The 20,543-nt window shown below is 56.2% G+C and carries 19 protein-coding genes; 4 read left to right on the forward strand and 15 right to left on the reverse strand.

Going from position 1 to position 20,543, the window contains the following annotated elements:
- Positions 1–13 precede the first annotated feature (13 nt).
- The 3 genes from pdxH (at position 14) to pdxY (ending at position 3,038) form a co-directional block, all read left to right on the forward strand.
- The gene (gene pdxH, locus AQ981_RS01210) at positions 14–670 is read left to right on the forward strand and encodes a pyridoxamine 5'-phosphate oxidase (protein WP_058909927.1); all 657 of its coding nucleotides are present in this window, start codon (positions 14–16) and stop codon (positions 668–670) included.
- A 141-nt stretch (positions 671–811) separates the two neighbouring features.
- Positions 812–2,086, forward strand: a complete 1,275-nt coding sequence (tyrS, locus tag AQ981_RS01215) for a tyrosine--tRNA ligase (RefSeq protein WP_058910310.1) — start codon at positions 812–814, stop codon at positions 2,084–2,086.
- Between the two features lie 91 nt (positions 2,087–2,177).
- A complete protein-coding gene (gene pdxY / locus AQ981_RS01220; protein ID WP_058909928.1) occupies positions 2,178–3,038 on the forward strand; it encodes a pyridoxal kinase PdxY in 861 nt (286 codons plus the stop codon).
- Between the two features lie 37 nt (positions 3,039–3,075).
- On the opposite strand, the gene gstA is transcribed toward pdxY, so the two are convergent.
- The 14 genes from gstA to malX form a co-directional block, all read right to left on the reverse strand.
- Positions 3,076–3,678 (reverse strand): glutathione transferase GstA, encoded by a 603-nt coding sequence (gene gstA, locus AQ981_RS01225; RefSeq protein ID WP_058909929.1) that lies wholly within the window; start codon positions 3,676–3,678, stop codon positions 3,076–3,078.
- Positions 3,679–3,778: 100 nt separating this feature from the next.
- On the reverse strand, positions 3,779–5,281 hold the full coding sequence (gene dtpA / locus AQ981_RS01230) for a dipeptide/tripeptide permease DtpA (protein ID WP_058909930.1): 1,503 nt from the start codon (positions 5,279–5,281) through the stop codon (positions 3,779–3,781).
- Positions 5,282–5,965: 684 nt separating this feature from the next.
- Positions 5,966–6,601 (reverse strand): endonuclease III, encoded by a 636-nt coding sequence (gene nth, locus AQ981_RS01235; protein ID WP_058909931.1) that lies wholly within the window; start codon positions 6,599–6,601, stop codon positions 5,966–5,968.
- Positions 6,598–7,293, reverse strand: coding sequence for an electron transport complex subunit E (locus AQ981_RS01240; RefSeq protein ID WP_058909932.1), 696 nt, complete (start codon positions 7,291–7,293; stop codon positions 6,598–6,600). Before AQ981_RS01240 ends, nth begins: the two co-directional genes overlap by 4 nt.
- Positions 7,286–7,915: an electron transport complex subunit RsxG gene (rsxG, locus tag AQ981_RS01245; RefSeq protein WP_058909933.1), complete on the reverse strand. Its 630-nt coding sequence runs from the start codon at positions 7,913–7,915 to the stop codon at positions 7,286–7,288. The genes AQ981_RS01240 and rsxG overlap by 8 nt, the downstream gene beginning before the upstream one ends.
- Before the next feature lie 9 nt (positions 7,916–7,924).
- Positions 7,925–8,977, reverse strand: a complete 1,053-nt coding sequence (gene rsxD / locus AQ981_RS01250; protein WP_058909934.1) for an electron transport complex subunit RsxD — start codon at positions 8,975–8,977, stop codon at positions 7,925–7,927.
- Positions 8,978–10,897, reverse strand: a complete 1,920-nt coding sequence (rsxC, locus tag AQ981_RS01255) for an electron transport complex subunit RsxC (RefSeq protein ID WP_082683117.1) — start codon at positions 10,895–10,897, stop codon at positions 8,978–8,980. It abuts the gene before it with no gap.
- On the reverse strand, positions 10,890–11,468 hold the full coding sequence (rsxB, locus tag AQ981_RS01260) for an electron transport complex subunit RsxB (RefSeq protein ID WP_058909935.1): 579 nt from the start codon (positions 11,466–11,468) through the stop codon (positions 10,890–10,892). The genes rsxC and rsxB overlap by 8 nt, the downstream gene beginning before the upstream one ends.
- Before the next feature lies 1 nt (position 11,469).
- Positions 11,470–12,051, reverse strand: a complete 582-nt coding sequence (gene rsxA, locus AQ981_RS01265) for an electron transport complex subunit RsxA (protein WP_058909936.1) — start codon at positions 12,049–12,051, stop codon at positions 11,470–11,472.
- A gap of 110 nt (positions 12,052–12,161) precedes the next feature.
- The gene (locus AQ981_RS01270) at positions 12,162–12,602 is read right to left on the reverse strand and encodes a DUF2569 domain-containing protein (RefSeq protein ID WP_058909937.1); all 441 of its coding nucleotides are present in this window, start codon (positions 12,600–12,602) and stop codon (positions 12,162–12,164) included.
- A 97-nt stretch (positions 12,603–12,699) separates the two neighbouring features.
- Complete coding sequence (ydgT, locus tag AQ981_RS01275; RefSeq protein ID WP_058909938.1) at positions 12,700–12,915, reverse strand: transcription modulator YdgT; 216 nt, start codon at positions 12,913–12,915, stop codon at positions 12,700–12,702.
- An 829-nt stretch (positions 12,916–13,744) separates the two neighbouring features.
- A complete protein-coding gene (gene add / locus AQ981_RS01285) occupies positions 13,745–14,746 on the reverse strand; it encodes an adenosine deaminase (protein ID WP_058909940.1) in 1,002 nt (333 codons plus the stop codon).
- Between the two features lie 104 nt (positions 14,747–14,850).
- On the reverse strand, positions 14,851–16,035 hold the full coding sequence (locus tag AQ981_RS01290; protein ID WP_058909941.1) for a MalY/PatB family protein: 1,185 nt from the start codon (positions 16,033–16,035) through the stop codon (positions 14,851–14,853).
- A 54-nt stretch (positions 16,036–16,089) separates the two neighbouring features.
- Positions 16,090–17,682, reverse strand: coding sequence for a maltose/glucose-specific PTS transporter subunit IIBC (gene malX / locus AQ981_RS01295; protein ID WP_058909942.1), 1,593 nt, complete (start codon positions 17,680–17,682; stop codon positions 16,090–16,092).
- A gap of 164 nt (positions 17,683–17,846) precedes the next feature.
- Here malX and malI point away from each other — a divergent pair, with 164 nt between their 5' ends.
- Positions 17,847–18,878 carry a Mal regulon transcriptional regulator MalI gene (malI, locus tag AQ981_RS01300; RefSeq protein WP_121500605.1) on the forward strand — a complete coding sequence of 344 codons (1,032 nt, stop codon included), beginning with the start codon at positions 17,847–17,849 and terminating at the stop codon, positions 18,876–18,878.
- A 27-nt stretch (positions 18,879–18,905) separates the two neighbouring features.
- Here the strand turns inward: malI and AQ981_RS01305 are convergent, their stop codons facing one another.
- Positions 18,906–20,480 carry a YdgA family protein gene (locus tag AQ981_RS01305; protein WP_058910311.1) on the reverse strand — a complete coding sequence of 525 codons (1,575 nt, stop codon included), beginning with the start codon at positions 20,478–20,480 and terminating at the stop codon, positions 18,906–18,908.
- Positions 20,481–20,543 lie beyond the last annotated feature (63 nt).

The raw sequence follows: 20,543 nt of genomic DNA on the forward strand, positions 1-20,543 counted from the left end.
CCGGAACAACGCCATGACTGACCAGGAAGACCTGCAACTTATCGCCCATTTGCGCCGCGAATACACCAAAGGCGGCCTGCGGCGCCACGATCTTACCGACCATCCCCTCGAACTGTTTGAACGCTGGCTGAAGCAGGCCTGCGAGGCGCGTCTCGCCGATCCTACCGCGATGGTCGTGGCGACGGTGGATGAAACGGGCCAGCCATATCAGCGAATTGTCCTGCTCAAGCATTTTGATGAGCGCGGTCTGGTGTTTTATACCAACCTTGGTAGCCGTAAGGCCCACCATATTGACGTAAACCCGCGCGTTAGCCTGCTGTTTCCGTGGCATATGCTGGAGCGCCAGGTGATGGTGCAGGGTAAAGCTGAACGTCTCTCCACCCTTGAAGTGATGAAATATTTCCACAGCCGGCCCCGGGACAGCCAGATCGGCGCCTGGGTGTCGAAGCAGTCCAGCCGCATCTCGGCGCGCGGTATTCTGGAAAGCAAATTCCTCGAACTGAAACAGAAATTCCAGCAGGGCGAAGTCCCGTTGCCCAGTTTCTGGGGCGGATTTCGCGTCAGTATTGAGCAAATGGAGTTCTGGCAGGGCGGCGCGCACCGTCTGCATGACCGTTTTTTATACCAGCGCGCCGGCGAGCAGTGGACCATCGACCGGTTAGCCCCCTGAATTGAGGGAATTTGATGTGTTAAGCGCTGGCACTCCGCGGGCTGGCGCTTTATGCTATGGCTCCTTATTTTTCATTTTCTTTCGCCAGAGAGGCGAAAAGCCGTGTACCGGCAAAGGTGCAGTCGTTTATACATGGAGAATTTGATGGCAAGCAATCTTATCCAGCAATTGCAAGAGCGGGGCCTGGTCGCCCAGGTAACGGATGAGGCGGCATTAGCAGAGCGCCTGGCCCAGGGGCCAATCGCACTGTATTGCGGCTTTGATCCGACTGCCGACAGCTTGCATTTGGGCCATCTGGTTCCGTTACTTTGCCTGAAGCGTTTCCAGTTAGCCGGTCATAAGCCGGTAGCGCTGGTGGGGGGAGCGACCGGTCTTATCGGCGACCCGAGCTTTAAGGCAGCCGAACGTAAACTCAATACCACAGAAACCGTCCAGCAGTGGGTGGATAAAATCCGCCGCCAGGTCGCGCCATTCCTCGATTTTGACTGTGGCGACAATTCCGCTATCGCCGCCAACAACTATGACTGGTTTGGCGATATGAACGTGCTGACGTTCCTGCGTGATATCGGCAAACACTTCTCTGTGAATCAGATGATCAACAAAGAAGCGGTGAAACAGCGTCTCAACCGCGACGACGTCGGGATCTCCTTCACTGAGTTTGCCTATAACTTGCTGCAGGGCTACGATTTCGCCTGTCTCAACAAACTGCATGGGGTGGCGCTGCAGATTGGCGGCTCCGATCAGTGGGGCAACATTACTTCCGGTATCGATTTGACCCGTCGTCTGCACCAGAACCAGGTGTTCGGTCTGACAGTGCCGCTGATCACCAAAGCGGACGGCACCAAATTTGGTAAAACGGAAGGCGGCGCAGTCTGGCTGGATCCGAAGAAAACCAGTCCCTACAAATTCTACCAGTTCTGGATCAACACCGCCGATGCCGACGTGTACCGCTTCCTGAAGTTCTTTACCTTCATGTCCCTGGAAGAGATTAACGCGCTGGAAGAAGAAGATAAGAACAGCGGAAAAGCGCCACGCGCCCAGTACGTGCTGGCGGAAGAGGTAACGCGTCTGGTGCATGGCGAGGAGGGACTGGAAGCGGCTAAGCGTATTACCGCCAGCCTGTTCAACGGAACCCTGAGCGATCTCAGCGAGGCGGATTTCGAGCAACTCGCCCAGGACGGCGTACCGATGGTGGAAATGGCCGCCGGGGCCGATCTGCAACAGGCGCTGGTCGATTCAGAATTGCAGCCTTCCCGCGGTCAGGCGCGGAAAACCATCGCTTCTAACGCGGTTACCGTGAACGGTGAGAAGCAGGCGGATCCGGAGTATGTGTTCTCCGACGCCGATCGCCTCTTTGGCCGCTACACGCTGCTGCGCCGGGGTAAGAAAAACTACTGCCTGGTGTGCTGGAAATAAGCGTAATACCCCAGGGGGCGTGGCGAATACCACGCCCCTTATCTTTTGCAAACAGATACAGATAACCGCGTTCTTCCATCCGGATAAACCAATGAAAAATATTCTCGCCATTCAGTCTCACGTGGTATTCGGCCATGCGGGCAACAGCGCCGCTGAGTTTCCGATGCGCCGCCTGGGGGCTAATGTCTGGCCGCTTAATACGGTTCAGTTTTCTAACCATACCCAGTACGGCCAGTGGACCGGGAGCGTGATGCCGCCGGCGCATCTTAATGAAATAGTGCAGGGCATCGCCAGTATCGGGCAGCTCAGGCGCTGCGATGCGGTGCTGAGTGGCTATCTGGGGTCGGCGGAACAGGGGGAGCATATTCTGGGTATTGTGCGCCAGGTAAAAGCGGCCAACCCGCAGGCGCTGTACTTTTGCGACCCGGTGATGGGCCATCCGGAGAAGGGCTGCATTGTGGCGCCGGGCGTCGCTGAGTTTCACACCCGCTACTCGCTGCCGGCCAGCGATATCATCGCTCCGAATCTGCTGGAGCTGGAGATGCTCAGCGGGCAGCAGGTTAACCATGTCGCACAGGCGGTGTCCGCCGCCCGGGCGCTGATCGAACAGGGGCCGGGTATTGTGCTGGTGAAACACCTGGCGCGGGCCGGTTATCAGCGCGATCGCTTTGAGATGCTGCTGGTGACACGCGATGAGGCGTGGCATATCAGCCGTCCGCTGGTGGATTTTGGCGAGCGCCAGCCGGTAGGGGTGGGTGATGTAACCAGCGGCCTGCTGCTGGTGAAGTTGCTTCAGGGAGCGACTCTGCGCGATGCGCTGGAACATATCACCGCCGCGGTGTATGAAGTGATGCTGACCACCAAACAGATGCAAGAGTATGAACTACAGGTGGTCGCCGCCCAGCAGCGAATCGCCCACCCGGAGCACTACTTCAGCGCCAGCGCGCTTTAAAAGTTCTCACTGAGCGGGGAACCCCCCGCTCAGCCGATCAAAGACCTTCTGCCGCCAGCGCCGCCGCTACCGACGGACGCGCTTTCATCCGCGCCATAAACTGTTCAATATGGCTTAACCCGGACATCTCCAGCTTAACGGCTACCGCCCAGCGCAGTACGTTATACAAATAGGCGTCGGCGATGGTAAAGCGCAGACCCATCAGCCACTGTTTGTCCGCCAGTTGCTCATTGACATACTGTAGTTTTTTCTCCAGCGCTGCCCTGGCGACGGGCTTGTAGTCCTCCGGCGTATCCGGGCGGAACAGCGGGGTAAATCCTTTGTGGAGTTCGGTCGCGATGTAGTTCAGCCATTCCAGGGTGTGGTAACGGGTCATGCTGCCGGTGGGCGCCAGCAACTGGCGGTCCGCCACGTTATCGGCCAGGTACTGCATAATCACCACCGCCTCAGTGATCAGGGAACCATCATCCAGCAACAGCGCCGGAATCATGCCTTTTGGGTTGATGGCGTAGAAATCATCGCCGTTTTCCAGCTTTTTATGCGCCAGATCCACGGTGACCAGTGTGAAGTCGAGGCCGGTTTCACGTAATACGATATGGGGCGCGAGCGAACAGGCGCCTGCTTTGTAGAACAGTTTCATCGCTTTCTCCTTATGGGCCGGTTAACGGTATGTTAGTGCGATGGCGGGTAAAAAAAAAGCCGCTAACCGAGGGTTAGCGGCATAACGAACATTTTCTTTTTTAAACGGCGGCGGTGTCGCGGCGGGTAGCCGGTTGATCGTCCTGAGTCATGCGATTGAGCTTTGGCGCGGTCAACAGCATCAGCAGCGCAATTACCCCGGTGGCGATGCCAATCTGCATAAACACCCGGCCATAAACTTCCAGCGACATCAGCGGATCGGTGACGTTTTCCGGTACCGCCATCAGGTTGGCGACTTTACCGGCGATGATCGCCGCGCCGGCGGTGGTCAGGAACCAACTGCCCATAATGAAGCCCATCAGGCGCTGAGGCACCAGTTGCGCCACCATGGCCAGCCCCAGACCGGAGATCATCAGCTCGCCAAAGCTCTGTAGCGCGTAGCTGAGGATCAGCCAGTTTACTGACACAATCCCGGCGTCGGTGGCGAATTTAGTACCCAGCGGCAGTACCAGGAAGGCGCAGGAGCACAAGACCATGCCGATAGCGAATTTATGCGGCATCGGCAGGCGATCGCCCATCTTGTTGTAGATGGCGGCAAGAATCGGGCTGCCAATCATGATCCAGAACGGGTTCAGCGCCTGATACTGCTCGGGTTCAAAGGCAATGCCGAGAATCGAATGCTCGACGTTGCGGATGGCGAAGAAGTTGAGTGAGGTCGGCATCTGGCTGTAAAGCACAAAGAACACCACCGCTTCCAGCATCAGGATAAAGGCCACAATCATTTTCCGGCGTGCGGCGCCGTGCATAGCAAAGGCTTCTTTGGCGAAAATGATAATGATCCCCAGCGCGATGAGACCCAGCGCAATACGGGCGATCTCCTGGTTATGCAGCAGCCAGGTGGCAATAGCTACCAGCACCACGATACCGACCAGAGTGGCAAACAGCTTGCCGAGGTGCACTGGCTGGAAGTCTGGTTTTGACCCGTGGTCCTTGACCCACTTGCGGCAGAACATGAAATTAACCAGCGTAATCAGCATTCCCACCACGCTGAGCGCAAAGGCGACGCTCCAGCCGAAGCGCGCCGCCAGCCATGGCGTGGCCAGCATAGAGAAAAACGAACCGATGTTGATGGACATATAATACATGGTAAAGGCGCCATCAAGACGCGGATCGTCTTTGCTGTAGCAGGTAGACAGCAGGGCAGAAGGGTTGGCTTTAAACAAGCCATTACCCACCGCGATAGTCGCCATACCGGCATAAACCACCGCCGCGTCGTGGCCGGACCAGGCGACCAGCGCGTACCCCAGCGCCAGTACTATCGAACCGAGTACGATAACCCGTTTGGAGCCCAGGACTTTATCTCCTAACCAGCCGCCAATGGCGACCAGACCGTACACCAGCGCACTAAAGGAAGAGAAGAGCGTGATGGAGTCCGCTTCGGACATTCCCAGTTGCTTCACCAGGTAGACGGCCATGATTCCCTGCAGGCCGTAGTAACCAAAACGCTCCCATAATTCTATAGAGAAGATGAGATAGAACGATTTCGGTTGTTTGAAAGCGTTCAGACTCACGCTTTCTGCTGGTTTCTTGTTTGCAGTCGACACATATACCTCTTATTTTTTAACCCAACTTAATGGGGCTTCGTGCAGAGTGTTGCCGCCAGGGCAGCCACTTTTTTTGGTTATAGGGAGGGAAAAACGGATGGTAATGTACATCATCCGGCGCTTTCAGGCAAGGGCTTTGTAATGATCTGTTACATTTAAATTGTCTGAAATAATGCTCGACAGATTAGCTATCACATCAGCGTTAAATTTTATTAAAAATGGCAATGGTGATTTTTTATTTCCCACGAATAGCAAAAATAAGATTTATAGTTTCATATTCTGCTGTTTTGTCTGTTATCTGGTGAATATGACCGGTTTTACAAAAATTGACGGTTCAATACTCTATGTAAATTCAATGGTAGCGTTTTCACGAATGACTGTTGTTAGCGATTATTTTACTCATGTTTAACACCAGGTTATCAAATTGATGTAGGTCACACTTCAGGAGAAAATTTTCGATGTGAAAAAATAATCTACCAGTTTTATCCGTAACTATGGGTGATTAATCGTATCTATGGATTATCAGTAGCAGCTCTGCGAGGATATGCGCCGCTTGCCAGCATGGCGAGAGAACTGGTCGGAATGGCGGGAGAAAAACTGGATTTTGAGCGACTTACACCCGCGTATTATCTGGCGGTGCGTCACCGGATGATCCGCGGCGTTGCGCAGGATCATCCGTTACGATCAGGGATAGACTTTCTCTTTAAATTCGCACAGATCTTCTATCAGGCAGGAGCCACAGCGCGGTTTACGGGCGATACAGGTGTAGCGGCCGTGGAGTATCAGCCAGTGATGGCAGTCAACTTTAAACTCGCCGGGAACCACTTTTAGCAGTTTCTCTTCTACCTGCTCGACATTGTTACCTGGCGCAAAGCCGGTGCGATTGCAGACCCGGAAAATATGCGTATCCACAGCAATGGTCGGCCAGCCGAAGGCGGTATTGAGCACCACATTAGCGGTTTTTCTGCCGACGCCGGGCAACGCTTCCAGTGCGGCCCTGTCTTCCGGCACGGCGCCGCCGTGCTGCTCCAGCAGGATCCGACAGGTTTTGATGACATTTTCAGCCTTGCTGTTAAACAGGCCAATGGTCTTGATGTATGACTTCACCCCCTCAACGCCCAGATCCAGCATTCCCTGGGGCGTGTTGGCTATCGGATACAGTTTAGCGGTCGCTTTGTTGACGCTAACATCCGTCGCCTGGGCTGACAGCAGTACAGCGATTAACAGCTCAAACGGCGAACTGAAGTTAAGTTCGGTGGTGGGATGTGGGTTGGCATCCCGCAGCCGGGTAAGAATTTCCCGGCGTTTGACATTGTTCATGATGCGTTCCCTTGCTCTGCGGCGATCGGCTGTTCGCTGACGGCGCGAGCGCGCCGCGCTTTCATTTTTTCATCAATCAGGTATTTCCCCGCCAGCATCAGTCCCAGGCCGATAAAAGCGCCAGGGGGCAGCATCGCCAGCAGGAATGGCGTATCAGTATGGAATATTTCAACGCGCAATACTTTCGCCCAGTCCCCCAGCAGACTGTCGGCGCCGTCGAACAGGGTACCGTTACCGAGGATTTCGCGTATGGCGCCGAGGACAAACATGGCGCTGGTGGCGCCCAGTCCGATAGCGAATCCATCCAGCGCGGAGTGGAATACGCCGTTGCGCGCGGCAAAAGCTTCCGCCCGACCCACTACGATACAGTTGGTGACAATCAGCGGAATAAAAATCCCCAGCGACTGGTACAGGCCGAACGCATAAGCGTTGATCAGCATTTGAACGATGCTCACCACGGCGGCGATGATCATCACATAGATAGGGATCCGCACCGCCGGCGGCATCCAGCGACGGCAGGCCGATATGGCGCTGTTGGTCAGCGTCAGTACCAGCGTGGTGGCCAGTCCCAGACCCAGCGCGTTGGTGGCCGTGGAGGTCACCGCCAGCAGTGGGCACAGACCGAGCAACTGTACCAGCGCCGAGTTGTTTTTCCACAATCCGTCGATGAAGATTGTTTTTACATTACTCATGGCTTTCTCCACAGGCCGGTAAATCGGACAGGCGGGCAGGAATGTTCTGCGCCGCCAGTCCGGCGCGTTTAACCGCATTTACGACCGCGCGCGGGGTAATGGTGGCGCCGGTAAACTGGTCAAATTCGCCGCCGTCTTTTTTCACCGCCCAGCGATGGTCACTGGCGCCCGCGATCGCCTGACCGGTGAAACGGGTGATCCAGTCGCTGATGCGCAGCTCAATTTTATCCCCCAACCCGGGGGTTTCATGGTGCTCAGTGACCCTGACCCCGCGCACAGTGTTATTGAAATCCGCGCCGACCAACAACTGTATCGCGCCAGAATAGCCGTCCGGCGCGGTCACGTCCATAATGACGCCGCGTGGCGCGCCATCTTTCCGGGCGATATAAATATGCCGCTCGCCGGGACCCAGTTGCGGATCCGTGTACAGATAACACTCCTGTAAGGGATTGTTATCATAGAATTCTGCCGGCATTACCTGATCGAACAGCGCTTTCTGTTGAATGGTCGCCTGCCGGGCAATCGTCGGCCTGGTGAGCTGGTTAACTACGGCGGTCAGCCCGGTAGTGAGCGCGGCGAAAATCGCCAGGGTTGCTCCATGTTTTTGTAATGTTTTTAACATGGTGGTTCCTTAGCGATGGCCATATACCCGGGGGCGGGTGTAGTAATCAATCAGCGGCACGGTAATGTTGGCCAACAGAACGGCAAAGGCTACGCCGTCCGGATAGCCGCCCCAGGTGCGAATCAGCCAGACCAACAGACCGGCCAGCGCCGCGTAAATCAAACGCCCGCGGCGGGTGGTCGAGGCAGTCACCGGATCGGTAAGAATAAAGAAGGCGCCGATCATTGTCGCCCCGGAAAAAAGATGGATCAGCGGCGAGGCGCACTGGGTCGGCGCCAGCAGCCAGCCGATGGTGGAACACAGCAGCAGCGCGCCCAGGAATGCGGCCGGGATATGCCAGCGGATGGCGCCTTTCCACAATAACAGTAAGCCGCCGACTGACCAGGCCAGGTTCACCCATTGCCAGCCCGGGCCGCCAAGAACGCCCTGCAAACCTGGGGTTTGCAGCAATTCCGGCACGCTGTGGCCGGCGCGCAGCCCGGTTTTAAAGGTATCCAGCGGCGTCGCCTGGCTAATGCCGTCGATACCCATTTTTAACTCCTGCATGGTTATTCCCGCAGCAGTGTGGCCGGTAAAAATGACCCGGAGCGCATCAACCAGCCCCGGCGACGTGGCGGCCAGCGACGCAGACGGCAGCCAACTGGTCATCTGTACCGGAAAAGAGATCAACAACACCACATAGCCGATCATGGCCGGGTTGAAGGGATTATGCCCCAGGCCGCCATACAACTGTTTTGCGATGATAACTGCAAATAGAGTACCGAGAATCACCATCCACCAGGGCGCCAGTGGGGGAATACTGGCTCCCAGCAACAGGCCGGTTAACAGCGCGGAATGATCGCTCAGGGTGGCCCTGACCGGCATTTTGCGTAGCCGGGCGACCAGCGCTTCGCCGGCCCAGGCGGTGATGGCCGCCAGCAGTAACTGGTATAGCGTTCCCCAGCCGAAAAAGAACCACTGGGTCGCGACGGCCGGAATCATGGCCAGAATGACCAGCAGCATAATGCGCGATGTCTGGCGCTGATTATGGGTATACGGGGAGCTTGCGATTCTGAAAACCATTTAGTTATCCTGGGGTAACTGCCGGGCGGCTTTACGGGCTTTCGCGCGGGCAATCGCGGCCTCGACAGCGGCTTTGCGCGGATCGACCGCGACCGTTTCTGCGATTGAGGCAGCGGTAGCTGCGGGCGCTGCGCTGGCGGCAGGCTCAGCGGCGGTCTGTTCTGGCGGCCGGGCGGCTTTACGGGCTTTCGCGCGGGCAATCGCGGCCTCGACGGCGGCTTTGCGCGGATCGACGCCTGCGATTTCTTCCGCGTCGGACGCCGGAGTGCCGGTTGTCATTTCCGCGAGGCGAGCTTTTTCCGCCTGTCTGGCGCGTGCCTGGGCTTTCCGCGCTTCGCGCGCCGCGATTGCCGCCTGGTTATCCGGTTCAGCGTCGCGCTGAATGACTATCGACTGCGTCGCCGCGGCGTTTTTGGCTTTAATTCTTTCCAGCGCCTGAGTGATTGCGCTCTGATCGGCACTGCCTGGCTGAACGGCAGCTTTCTTATGGCGATCCTGGCGCGCGGCCTTTTCACGTTCCAGCCGCAGCTGGCGCGCTTCAAAACGCATTTTGGCCTGAGCAGTGCGGCGCGCCTCTTCATCTATTTCGCGAATATCCGCTTTTTCTTCCCGGAAATATTGCACCAGCGGAATATTACTGGGACATACCCAGGCACAGGCGCCGCATTCGATGCAGTCGGCGATATTATGCGCCGCCGCTTTATCATGCTGCTTACCTTTGCTGAACCAATAGAGTTGCTGAGGCAATAGATCGGCCGGGCAAGCTTCCGCACAGGCGCTACAGCGTATACAGCCCTGTTCTTCGCCAGGGGGACCCATCTCCTGTTCCGCAGGCGCCAGCAGGCAGTTAGTGATTTTGACCACCGGGACATCCAGCCACGGGAGGGTAAAGCCCATCAGCGGACCTCCCATGATCACCAGTTGCTGGGGGGTGGGGCGAAAACCGGCAAAATCCAGCAGATGCTGCACTGGCGTGCCCAGTCTCGCCCAGACATTACCCGGCCGGGCGATGGCCTCCCCGGTCAGCGTCACCACGCGCTCAGTCAGGGGCTCACCGTCCACGACGGCGCGCTTAACCGCATAGGCCGTGCCTACGTTTTGCATCAATACGCCAATGTCTGACGAGCGACCACCGTGCGGCACTTGTTTTCCGGTCAGGATCCAGGTGAGCTGTTTGGCGCCGCCGGAAGGGTATTTGGTTGGTATTACCCGCAGACAGGTATCGTGAGCGCCATTGAGCACCGCACGCAGCATTGAGATTGCCTGAGGCTTATTGTCCTCAATGCCAATCAGTACCTGTTTGGGCTGCAGAATATGCGCCAGAATACGTACGCCCTCGATAATCTGCGCGGCACACTCCTGCATCAGACGATCGTCGGCGGTGATATAGGGTTCGCACTCCGCGGCATTAATGATCAGTGTTTCAATTTGATCGCCGCCGCCGGTCAGTTTTACTCCGGTAGGGAACCCGGCGCCGCCGAGTCCGGCAACGCCGTACTGGTGAATACGCTCAATCAGCGCTTCGCGACTGTGGTTCTGATAATCGGCCCAGCCATCCAGCGGGATCCAACGATCTTCGCCGTCGGCATCCAGTAGGATGCTTAACTCCGGCAGCCCGGAGGGATGGGCCGTCGGATGAGCCGTGATGGCGGTAATTACGCCGGAGGTTGGCGCATGCACGGGCAGCATGCGACCACGGCCGCGGGTCAGCGGTTGACCGCGCAATACCCGATCGCCGACGCTAACACACAATTCGCCTTCACTGCCGAGATGCTGCTTCAACGGTACGACTAACCGGCCTGGCAAAGGGACCTGGCGCAGCGGCACGCCGCTGGTCTGGAGCTTCATTTCCGGAGGGTGGATCCCGCCGTTAAAGTCCCAAATTTTATCTTTTCGCAAAGCGGAAAATAACTTAAACATGTTGTTCCACGGGAATAATGCGCACCGGAATGGTCTGGAGATCCCATTTCCAGTTATCCGTTGTCGCACTGACCGGCCGCAGCTCAATACAGTGGGTCGGGCAGGGGTCAACGCACAAATTACAGCCAGTGCAGAGTTCGCTCATTACCGTATGCATGGCGCGGGTGGCGCCGACGATAGCGTCTACCGGGCAGGCCTGAATACATTTGGTGCAGCCGATACAGTTACTTTCGTCGATAAACGCCAGCAGCCTGACGGGCGCCTGGACGCTGTCGTCGCCGTCAATGGGCTGCGGTTCGACATTCAGCAATTCGGCAATTTTTAGCATCACCGCTTCGCCGCCCGGGGCGCAGCGGTTAATACTTTCCCCATTATTGCCCACCGCCTCGGCATAGGGGCGGCAGCCGGGATAACCGCACTGCCCGCACTGGCTTTGCGGCAGGATCTCATCGATTTTATCGACAATGGGATCTTCCTCAACCGCGAAGCGGCGTGAGGCATATCCCAGCAGCAGACCAAATACCAGTCCCAGCGCGGTGAGCACCAGAATGGCGATAGCAATCATATTCATATCAGAACTTTACCAACCCGCTGAAGCCCATAAAAGCCAGCGACATCAACCCCGCAGTGATCAGCGCGATTGAGTTACCGCGAAAGGGCGCCGGCACATTGGCGGCGGCCAGTCGTTCGCGAATAGAGGCAAATAAGACCATAACCAGCGAAAACCCGACCGCGGCGGAGAAACCGTACAGCGCGGACTGGAGAAACGTATGATTCAGGTTAATGCTGAGCAGGGCTACCCCTAACACTGCGCAGTTCGTGGTGATCAGCGGCAAAAAAATCCCTAATAGCCGGTACAACGCCGGACTGGTTTTCCTGACCACCATTTCGGTGAACTGCACGACAACGGCGATAACCAGGATAAAGGCCATGGTACGCAGGTAAGTCAGACTCAGCGGAACCAGAATAAGATGGTCTATTATCCAGGAGCAGGCGGAAGCCAGCGTCATGACGAACGTGGTCGCCAGGCCCATACCGATTGCCGTCTCCAGCTTTTTGGAAACGCCCATAAACGGACACAGGCCGAGGAACTTAACCAAAACGAAGTTGTTAACCAGCACTGTACCGACGAATAAAAGCAAATAATCAGCCATTATACGACCTGAAACAAAAATAGCCGTTCATTATCGGATAAACCAACGGTGACGACAACAGAGGAATACTGTGGTTATTAATAACCTGTGACCCGGAGTACTTTACGGCGCTATGGTTGCACAAAAGTGCTCCTGGCCCGGGTTGAACGCTTGAAGTAGGGGACGAACAGTGCCGCCGCCAGCAGAGGGAACAACAGCTGACGCAGGGCCACCTCATCAGTCACCGGAGCAAAGGCGAACGATTTAATCGCCAGCAACAGCGTAATCAGCAACCAGATAATGTAGTGCCTGGGGACGCAGCGGCGGCGTTTAAAAAAGGCGACGGTTAGCCACAGCGTATACCCCCAGACCGCCAGCGCGCTGACCAACGAAAAGTACCACAGTATCACATACTGGGCTGACTGCCCGGCAAGCATCTGGTGGGTCTGCGGGTTTATTACCAGCAACAGCAAAAGAGCACAGGCCAGCGACGTACCCACTAAAGTCAACAGCAACCATGCCAGCGGCGCCAGTAGCCACCCTCCAATGCGCGGGGGAAGTGTCGCGGTCATATTGCCTCCGGGGTTAATCACTTTATTCAGCCAGGCGCGTACCGACGCCTGTCAGGCCGGAGATTATAGGGAAATTCTGGCGAATTACCACCGCAGGTTATTGCACATAGTGCCATACCGATTTAGGCACACAGCCTGGGTCATAAAGGCGCCCGCCGGAAACCAGTTCCGCACGCCGGTGATCGGCGGCGCGGTACATATTGATAATGTCCTGACTGTCAGTGAGTGTGTAGTTTAAATGGTCAAAAAGTTTTTCAAGACTTTCAAGATTGCTGATTCTGCGAAATTTCAGCAAGTAATCCAGTACGGTCATAGATAAGCCATCCGTTGAGCAAATAGTAAGGCGTTTTATTTTTACCAGCATAACCCTGAGAATGATAAACGGAAACCGGATAAAAAATGAATGATTTTTAGTGTCGCGCTAATAAATGAGAGTTTTCTTTTAAGAATTTCATCTGGATTTAAAATGTATCACGTATGGCAATATGATATTCCCTCAATTCGGCGCATTTGCCACGATAAGAATAACTTGTTGATTCCGGGTAAAAGATTCTTTGCAGGTACGGTGAAAATCCGAATTATGATCAACATCACGGTTATCGATATGTCAGGCAGGGATGAATAACTGACTTTATAAATCAATTATCAACCATCGACAGTAGGAATCTTAAACCTGCGCAAGATGTGGCGGGCTACCCTATACCAGGTAGTCAGTATTCTGGCATCGCGGAGTATTCGGATTTTTCACTATTTTTGTTAATTGTTGTCAACCATTCCTGACGGTAATCAGTTGGGCGCGGATTCGATAATTTATGAGAAATGAAAAGAAAGTTTAATTGTGCCAGGACAGAGTTTTGTATTGGGATTTTATCTGGTGGATTACAGATAATTCATACAAATGAGCATCACTCTTAAAATCACCTGCGGATGTTCATTTTCATCCCAAAGAAATCCCGCCCAAAATGCATTCTTTGTACCGGTTACCAGAAGATTAATCAGGTATAGAAATGATTCAGTACAGAAATAATAGCTGATTGAAGCATTGGCGGATAAACGTTATTTAGCGTTAGTTGGGTGCGCTACTTATTTACTGGCGCTATAGAGTGAAGCAGGGGCGCCGGAATAGCGGACGCCCCTGAGAGTCAGGCATGGCTTACTCGTTCGCTGAGCGCCTGCTTTTCCTGGTCAGATAAGAACGCGATTTTCAGGCCATTCTGCTGAGCGGTGCGGATGTGGCTGGCATTCAGGCCGGCTCCGGGAGCGGCTACGGTATATTCATGGATTATATCCACGCCCTGAACGGCCGGATCGTCACTGTTAATGGTCGCCAGCACGCCGTGGTCAAGGAATGTTACCAGCGGGTGTTCCTGCAAGGCGGCAACGGTGCTGGTCTGAATATTGGATGTCAGGCAGGATTCAATACCGATACCGTTCTGTGCCAGAAAGTCCATTAATTGCGGGTCTTCAATGGCTTTAACGCCATGACCGATGCGTTCCGCGCCCAGTTCGCGAATCGCCTGCCAGATACTTTGCGGACCAGCGGCCTCCCCGGCATGAACCGTGATATGCCAGCCGGCATCTCTGGCACGTTGGAAATGGCGGGTAAACAGCGCCCCGGGAAATCCCAGCTCGTCGCCGGCGAGATCCAGCGCAGTGATATGCTGGCGGTGTGCCAGCAGCGCCTCCAGTTCGTTCTGGCAGGCGGCTTCGCCAAAGGTACGGCTCATGATCCCGATTAGCCGCGCTTCGACGCCGAATGTCGCGCATCCCTCCCTGACGCCGTCAATTACCGCTTCCACGACCCCCTCCAGCGGTAACCCGTGATTCATGGCCATATAGCCCGGCGAGAAGCGTAGTTCAACGTAGTGCAGTCCCTGGCGTGCGGCATCTTCAATATTTTCCCGGGCCACGCGTCGGCAGGCGTCCAGGGAGCCGAGCACTTTGACGCCCCAGTCGAGTTTGGCGAGAAAGCTCACCAGGTCGGGCTCGCTGCTGGTGATTTGCACATGCGGGCGCAGGGTATCCAGCGTAGAGGCCGGAAGCGACAGATTAAACTGACGTCCGAGATCGAGGATCGTTGCAGCGCGGATGTTGCCGTCGAGGTGACGGTGGAGGTCGGTTAGCGGTAGCGTTGGATCAATCATGGTCGCACTCATATTCGGATAAAGTGCGGCTTATTATAAAAACAAATCGCCATAAAATGCTACGTTGCGCAACATAAAACAGTGTTACGCAACGTAGCGGCGGATTATCTTCCGCTATCCAGAGTGCGCAGGGCGGCGATCAACCGGCTGACGCCGCACTCCAGCTTGCTGAGCGGGCAGCCGACATTGAGCCGGATAAAGCCTTCCCCTTCAGCGCCGTATGTATAGCCGGGCATGATGGCGACTTTTTGTTGTTCAATCAGCGTCTGTTGCAGCGCGTGGTCGTCAATATGCAGCGCGCGCAGATCAATCCAGGCCAGATATGTCGCCTGAGGTGGCCGCCAGTCGAGCTGCGGGAAGGCGGCGTTGAGGGTGTCGGCGACATATTGTAGGTTGTTCTGTAAATAGTCGCGTAATGCGTCCAGCCATGGCGCCCCTTCGCGATAGGCGGCAATATGCGCCACCAGCGCCAGTACGGCGGGGGATGAGAGACCGTCCTGGCCTTTCAGCGCCGCCAGATAACGTTGACGATCGCCGGCATTGTCGATAAGTCCCCAGGCGCCGGTCAGCGCCGGGATATTGAAGCTTTTCGAGCCGGAGCTTAACAGTGCCCAGTCCATACCGCCCACGGCGCGCCAGGGCGTATGGCGCTGCTCTCCCCATACCATGTCCATATGGATCTCATCGCTGATTACTCTGACCTGATGGCGCTGACAGAGTTGCGCCATGGTGGTCAGCTCTTGCCGACTCCAGACCTTGCCGGTGGGGTTATGCGGACTGCACAACAGCATTATTTTACAATCCGGGCGCGCCAGCAGGGTTTCCAGCCGATCCATATCACAGCGCCAGAGTCCGCCGGGTTCCGGCGCCAGCGGCGCGCTGAGTACATGGCGCTGATTTCCTTCAATCGCTTTGTAAAAGGCGTCGTAGGCGGGGGTATGGATTAATACCGCATCGCCAGGCTGGCTCCACTGACGGATCAACTGTGACACCATATAAATCACTGATGGGCCATACACCAACTGCCCGGCGTCAATAGCGCAGTCAAAGCGGCTCTGGTACCAGTGAGCAATCGCGCCGGTAAAATCGTCGTTTTGCCAGCGGCTGTAGCCCAGTACTCCATGCCGGAGGCGCCGCTGCAGCGCCTCCAGAATGCATGGCGCGGTCGGAAAATCCATATCGGAAATGGTGAAGGGCAATAAATTCGCCTGACCAAACCGATCGGCGACATAGTCCCACTGAGTACACCAGGTACCGTGGCGATCGACAGCATGTGAAAAATCGAACATAAAACCTCGTTAAGACGCCCCCACGGCGCCAGAACGCCGTGGGGGCCGCCATCGTTATGCTTGTACAGTGTGCATCAGGGTAACCAGTTCATCTTTTACCGACTGTACCTGCGGGCCAATCACCACCTGTAAATTGTGCTGGTTTAACTGCACGACGCCAATGGCGCGGTTGGCTTTCAGCGCCGCGCTGTCTACCTGCGACATGTCTTTAACCGACAGGCGCAGCCGGGTGATACAGTTATCAAGGGTGACGATATTTTCCGCGCCGCCAAGGGCGGCGAGGATCGCCGGCGTGTTATAACCTGATTTGCCCGTTGTGCCGCCGGCAAGGCTTTTTTCCACCGCGCTGGCGACGTCACTGTCGCGCCCCGGCGTTTTGATATTAAAACGGGTGATGGCGAAACGGAAAATAGCGTAATACACCGCGAACCAGATGGCGGCCACTACCGGCACCAGATACCACTTCGTCGCCAGGCCGTGAAGAATGCCGAATACGACAAAGTCAATGATATTGCCATCGGTGTTGCCGATAGTGACGCCGAGGATCGCCATCGTGGTGAAGCCGAGACCGGTCAACAGGGCGTGAATCAGATACAGTACCGGGGCGACAAACAGGAACAGAAATTCCAGCGGTTCGGTGGTCCCGCCGACCACACAGGCGATAACCCCGGAGATAAGCAGCCCCTTAATTTTATGGCGATTTTCCGGCCGCGCGCAGTGGTACATCGCCAGCGCCGCGCCAGGCAGACCGCCGAGGAATGCCGGCATTTTGCCCTGGGAGAGGAAGCGGGTGGCGCTTTCTGCAAAACCGTGAGTGGTGGGGCAACTCAACTGCGCCTGGAAGATGGTCAGAGCGCCATTGACGGTATGGCCGCAAACCTCCATGGTGCCGCCGGCTTCGGTAAAGCGAATCAGGGCCACCAGAATATGATGCAGGCCAAATGGCAACAACAGTCGCTCGCCGGTACCGAAAATCATCGGCCCGAAATCCCCGGCGCTGTTGATGATGTGCCCAAGGGCGTTAATTCCGGCGGCAAATACCGGCCAGATGAGCGGGATCACCAGACCGACCAGGCCCATGACCACAGTGGTGACGATTGGCACAAAGCGGGTGCCGCCGAAGAAGGCCAGCGCGTCAGGCAGGCGAATATTATGGAAGCGTTCATGGAGCAGGAAAACAATCACCCCGACAATCACCGCGCCGAGTATCCCGGTATCAATGGACTGAATGCCAAGGATATTCTGGATATTGTTGGCCTTCAGTACCGCGGCATCGCTGGTGGGCAGAATACCTTTGGTGGTCAGCCAGAAATTCACGGCAAGATTCATGACCGCATAGCCGACAAATCCGGCAAATGCCGCGACGCCTTTGTTTTCCCGCGCCAGGCCGAGCGGAATGGCGATACAGAACATCACCGGCAGGAAGCTGAACGCAAACGAGCCGATTTTGCCCATCCAGGTAAACAGCAACTGGAGGACAGGATTCCCCAGCGCCGGGATCAGCGTAATAACGTCGTGACTGCTCAGGGAACTGCCGATACCCAGCATGATGCCGCAAAACGAGAGCAGCGCGACGGGCAACATAAAGGTCTTGCCGAGATTCTGGAAGAACTCCCAGAGGGTGATTTTCTGTGGTGAGGCCGCCATGGTGACTCCTTGACCGGTTGATCCATTACGAAGGATGAAGTTGCGGCGGATGATAAAACGTTTTACCTGGTTTTATTGCGCGATTTATCACAGAACTGGCGCATAATAAGCGGCTTAATAGAGCAGCAGGATAAAACGATTTATCAGGAGGGGGAGTGTCAGTCATAAATCCCGGCAAGAAAATTACGATTACCGATGTTGCTCTGGCGGCAGGGGTTTCGGTCAGCACGGTCTCGCTGGTGCTGAGCGGGAAAGGGCGTATTTCCAGCGCTACCGGGCAGCGGGTGAACGAGGCGATCGAAAAACTGGGATTTGTTCGTAACCGCCAGGCGGCGTCGCTGCGCGGCGCCCAAAGCGGGGTCGTCGGGCTGATTGTGCGCGATCTGTGTAACCCCTTCTATGCTGAGTTGACCGCCGGTCTGACGGCGGAGCTGGAACTCCAGGATAAGATGCTATTTCTGACCCAGAGCGGGCGGCAGGGGCAGCATCTGGCGCGCTGTGTCGAGATGCTGTTGGCTCAGGGCGTTGACGGTATTGTGATCGCCGGAACAGTCGATGAAAGCGCCGCGCTGCGTGAGCGCGCCGGCGAACGTCAGGTACCGCTGGTATTTGTCTCGCGCGCCAGCTACCAGGACGATATTGATGTGATTCGCCCGGACAACACCCAGGCTGCGCGTCTGGTGACGGAACACCTGATTCAGCGCGGGCATCAGCGTATCGCCTGGCTGGGGGGAAGTAGCTCATCGTTGACCCGGGCGGAACGGCTGGGGGGCTTTTGTGCCACGCTGTTGCAGTATGGGCTACCGTTCCACAGCGAGTGGATCGTCGAATGCGAACCCAGCCAGCGGCAGGCGGCGGAGGCAATGCTGGCGCTGCTCCAGCATAATCCGACGATCAGCGCCGTGGTGTGCCACAACAGCACTGTCGCCAGCGGCGCGTGGTTTGGGCTGATGCGGGCAGGGCGCCAGAGCGGCGACAGCGGGGTGGAAAGCTATCTCGGACAGCAGGTGGCGCTGGCGGCGTTTGCCGACGTACCGCAGGAACAGCTGGATGATATGCCCGTCAGCTGGGTGACGACACCTGCCCGGACACTGGGCCAGCTTGCCGCGCGGCGGATTCTGCAACGCAGTCAGCAGCAGGAGGACGGGATGCGCCAGTATGCGCTGGCGGCAAAACTGATTGCCTGGAAAAGTTAACGGCCTCCACGGAGGCCGTTACGATGATTACTGCTGTGGCGCTTCGGCCGCTGGCGCGGCTTCCTGTGGCGACGCGGGCAGGGTTTCGCCGGCGTCGTCAGCGCCATCGTCTGAAGGCAGCAGCAGATCGTCGCCGGACAGCCCGAACTGGCCGAGGAACTCCATCAGCGGCGCGGTCTGGCCGTTCAGCGTTACCTTACCATCGCTAAACTGCAGGCTGCTGGAGATCACGTTATCTGTGGTGGTAGTGAGGCGGAACATCTGCCCCATCGCCGCCAGCCCCTGAACCTGCTGGGCCGCCAGTTTGTCAGCTTCCGCATCCTGATAACCTTCCAGACGCGCGACCTGGCCCATCAGTTCGCTGGCCATATCCATCGGGATCGCCAGTTTTGCGTCAAGATTTTTAACGCTGTTATTCAGCAACTGGTCCGGCGTGGTGGCGACGGCTGTCACGGTCGCCGGATCTCTGAGCTGAAGGGAAAGATTCAGGGTGCTTTCGCCCCTGGCGTTCTTCCAGCTCAGCGGCGCGATGCTCAGGGTAGGATCATCTTTCAGCAGGACCGGGAAATTATGTTTAAACACTTCCATCACCTGAGCCTGGTACGCCTCTTGATCTTCCGCGATGCCCGGCTGGGCCAGCAGTGTCTGAATCTGCGCATTGTACTGTTCACTGAACTGACGTAGCGCCTGGATGTTCAGACCGTTGACGTTGACAGTCAGTTTGCCGCTACCAAGATCGCGATTTTGCAGTTTCAGGGATGCCAGCGCGTAGTCAATTTTTATGCCAAGATGCTTGTCGCCAGATTCCGGCAGGGAGGTGGTGTTAACCGCCAGATCGTCCACGACAGCCAGCTCTTTACCCTCAACGGAAACGGCCATTTTGCCCAGTAGCATACGCTGCTCGCCAACAAACAGCCCCGGCGCATTCTGCCGGGCGTTACTGTCGATTTTTAACCCGCTAAGGGTTACCTGAATCTGTTGGCCGTACTGGTTAACAGTATGAATAACCCCGCCTTCAAGGTTCCCTTTAGCGGTGAAGGCATTGCCAGTGTTATCCAGATCAATGTTCAGTTGCCCGCCGTCAAAGGTCACTTTGTCACTGTTTTCCTGATGGCTGAAGGGAATCAGGGCGATATCAGTGGAGGTGTCGCCGCTATAGCCAATGCGGGTACGGGCATCAAAAAGGGATTTGTCTTTAGTGAGCGCGAAGAGTTGTTTAGTGCTGCTGGTGTTCGCCAGTTGGCTCTGAACGCTCGCCATTGCAGGCAGCAAATTAAAAGATTTCAACTGCGCCAGCGGGAAGGGGCCATGGTCGATATGTTCATCAAGGACAATCTGCTGGCCGGGTTGCAGCCATGAGGATTTTGCCGCTTCCTGCGCCTGGATCACCAGTTGCGTCTGGCTGGAAAAAACGCCGCGCTGGTAGTTTTGGTAGCTGATTTCCAGGCCGGATTCCGGCGCCGCCGTCTTCAGATAGCTGTTTGCCTGTGCGGCCATCTCCGCCATTCGCGCTTCAATCTGTTTCCCGGTGTACCAGGAGCCACCCGTCCAGACAACGCCGAGCGCAACGACGACGCTGACCGCAACCAGAGATTTTTTCATAACATTGGTATCCATGTAGTTAGCCGGGGTAAAACGCCCCGGCAGCCTGTTTAACCCTTCCAA

It is taken from the genome of Entomohabitans teleogrylli, from assembly GCF_001484765.1.
Lineage (GTDB): Bacteria > Pseudomonadota > Gammaproteobacteria > Enterobacterales > Enterobacteriaceae > Entomohabitans > Entomohabitans teleogrylli.

What these genes read in the sequence shown, in the direction of transcription:
- pdxH (WP_058909927.1), top strand. Translation starts at nt 14, where the DNA reads ATGACTGACCAGGAAGACCTGCAACTTATCGCCCATTTGCGCCGCGAA.
- pdxY (WP_058909928.1), top strand. Translation starts at nt 2,178, where the DNA reads ATGAAAAATATTCTCGCCATTCAGTCTCACGTGGTATTCGGCCATGCG.
- gstA (WP_058909929.1), bottom strand. Translation starts at nt 3,678, where the DNA reads ATGAAACTGTTCTACAAAGCAGGCGCCTGTTCGCTCGCGCCCCATATC.
- nth (WP_058909931.1), bottom strand. Translation starts at nt 6,601, where the DNA reads ATGAACAATGTCAAACGCCGGGAAATTCTTACCCGGCTGCGGGATGCC.
- AQ981_RS01240 (WP_058909932.1), bottom strand. Translation starts at nt 7,293, where the DNA reads ATGAGTAATGTAAAAACAATCTTCATCGACGGATTGTGGAAAAACAAC.
- rsxG (WP_058909933.1), bottom strand. Translation starts at nt 7,915, where the DNA reads ATGTTAAAAACATTACAAAAACATGGAGCAACCCTGGCGATTTTCGCC.
- rsxD (WP_058909934.1), bottom strand. Translation starts at nt 8,977, where the DNA reads ATGGTTTTCAGAATCGCAAGCTCCCCGTATACCCATAATCAGCGCCAG.
- rsxC (WP_082683117.1), bottom strand. Translation starts at nt 10,897, where the DNA reads ATGTTTAAGTTATTTTCCGCTTTGCGAAAAGATAAAATTTGGGACTTT.
- rsxB (WP_058909935.1), bottom strand. Translation starts at nt 11,468, where the DNA reads ATGAATATGATTGCTATCGCCATTCTGGTGCTCACCGCGCTGGGACTG.
- rsxA (WP_058909936.1), bottom strand. Translation starts at nt 12,051, where the DNA reads ATGGCTGATTATTTGCTTTTATTCGTCGGTACAGTGCTGGTTAACAAC.
- AQ981_RS01270 (WP_058909937.1), bottom strand. Translation starts at nt 12,602, where the DNA reads ATGACCGCGACACTTCCCCCGCGCATTGGAGGGTGGCTACTGGCGCCG.
- ydgT (WP_058909938.1), bottom strand. Translation starts at nt 12,915, where the DNA reads ATGACCGTACTGGATTACTTGCTGAAATTTCGCAGAATCAGCAATCTT.
- add (WP_058909940.1), bottom strand. Translation starts at nt 14,746, where the DNA reads ATGATTGATCCAACGCTACCGCTAACCGACCTCCACCGTCACCTCGAC.
- AQ981_RS01290 (WP_058909941.1), bottom strand. Translation starts at nt 16,035, where the DNA reads ATGTTCGATTTTTCACATGCTGTCGATCGCCACGGTACCTGGTGTACT.
- malX (WP_058909942.1), bottom strand. Translation starts at nt 17,682, where the DNA reads ATGGCGGCCTCACCACAGAAAATCACCCTCTGGGAGTTCTTCCAGAAT.
- AQ981_RS01305 (WP_058910311.1), bottom strand. Translation starts at nt 20,480, where the DNA reads ATGAAAAAATCTCTGGTTGCGGTCAGCGTCGTCGTTGCGCTCGGCGTT.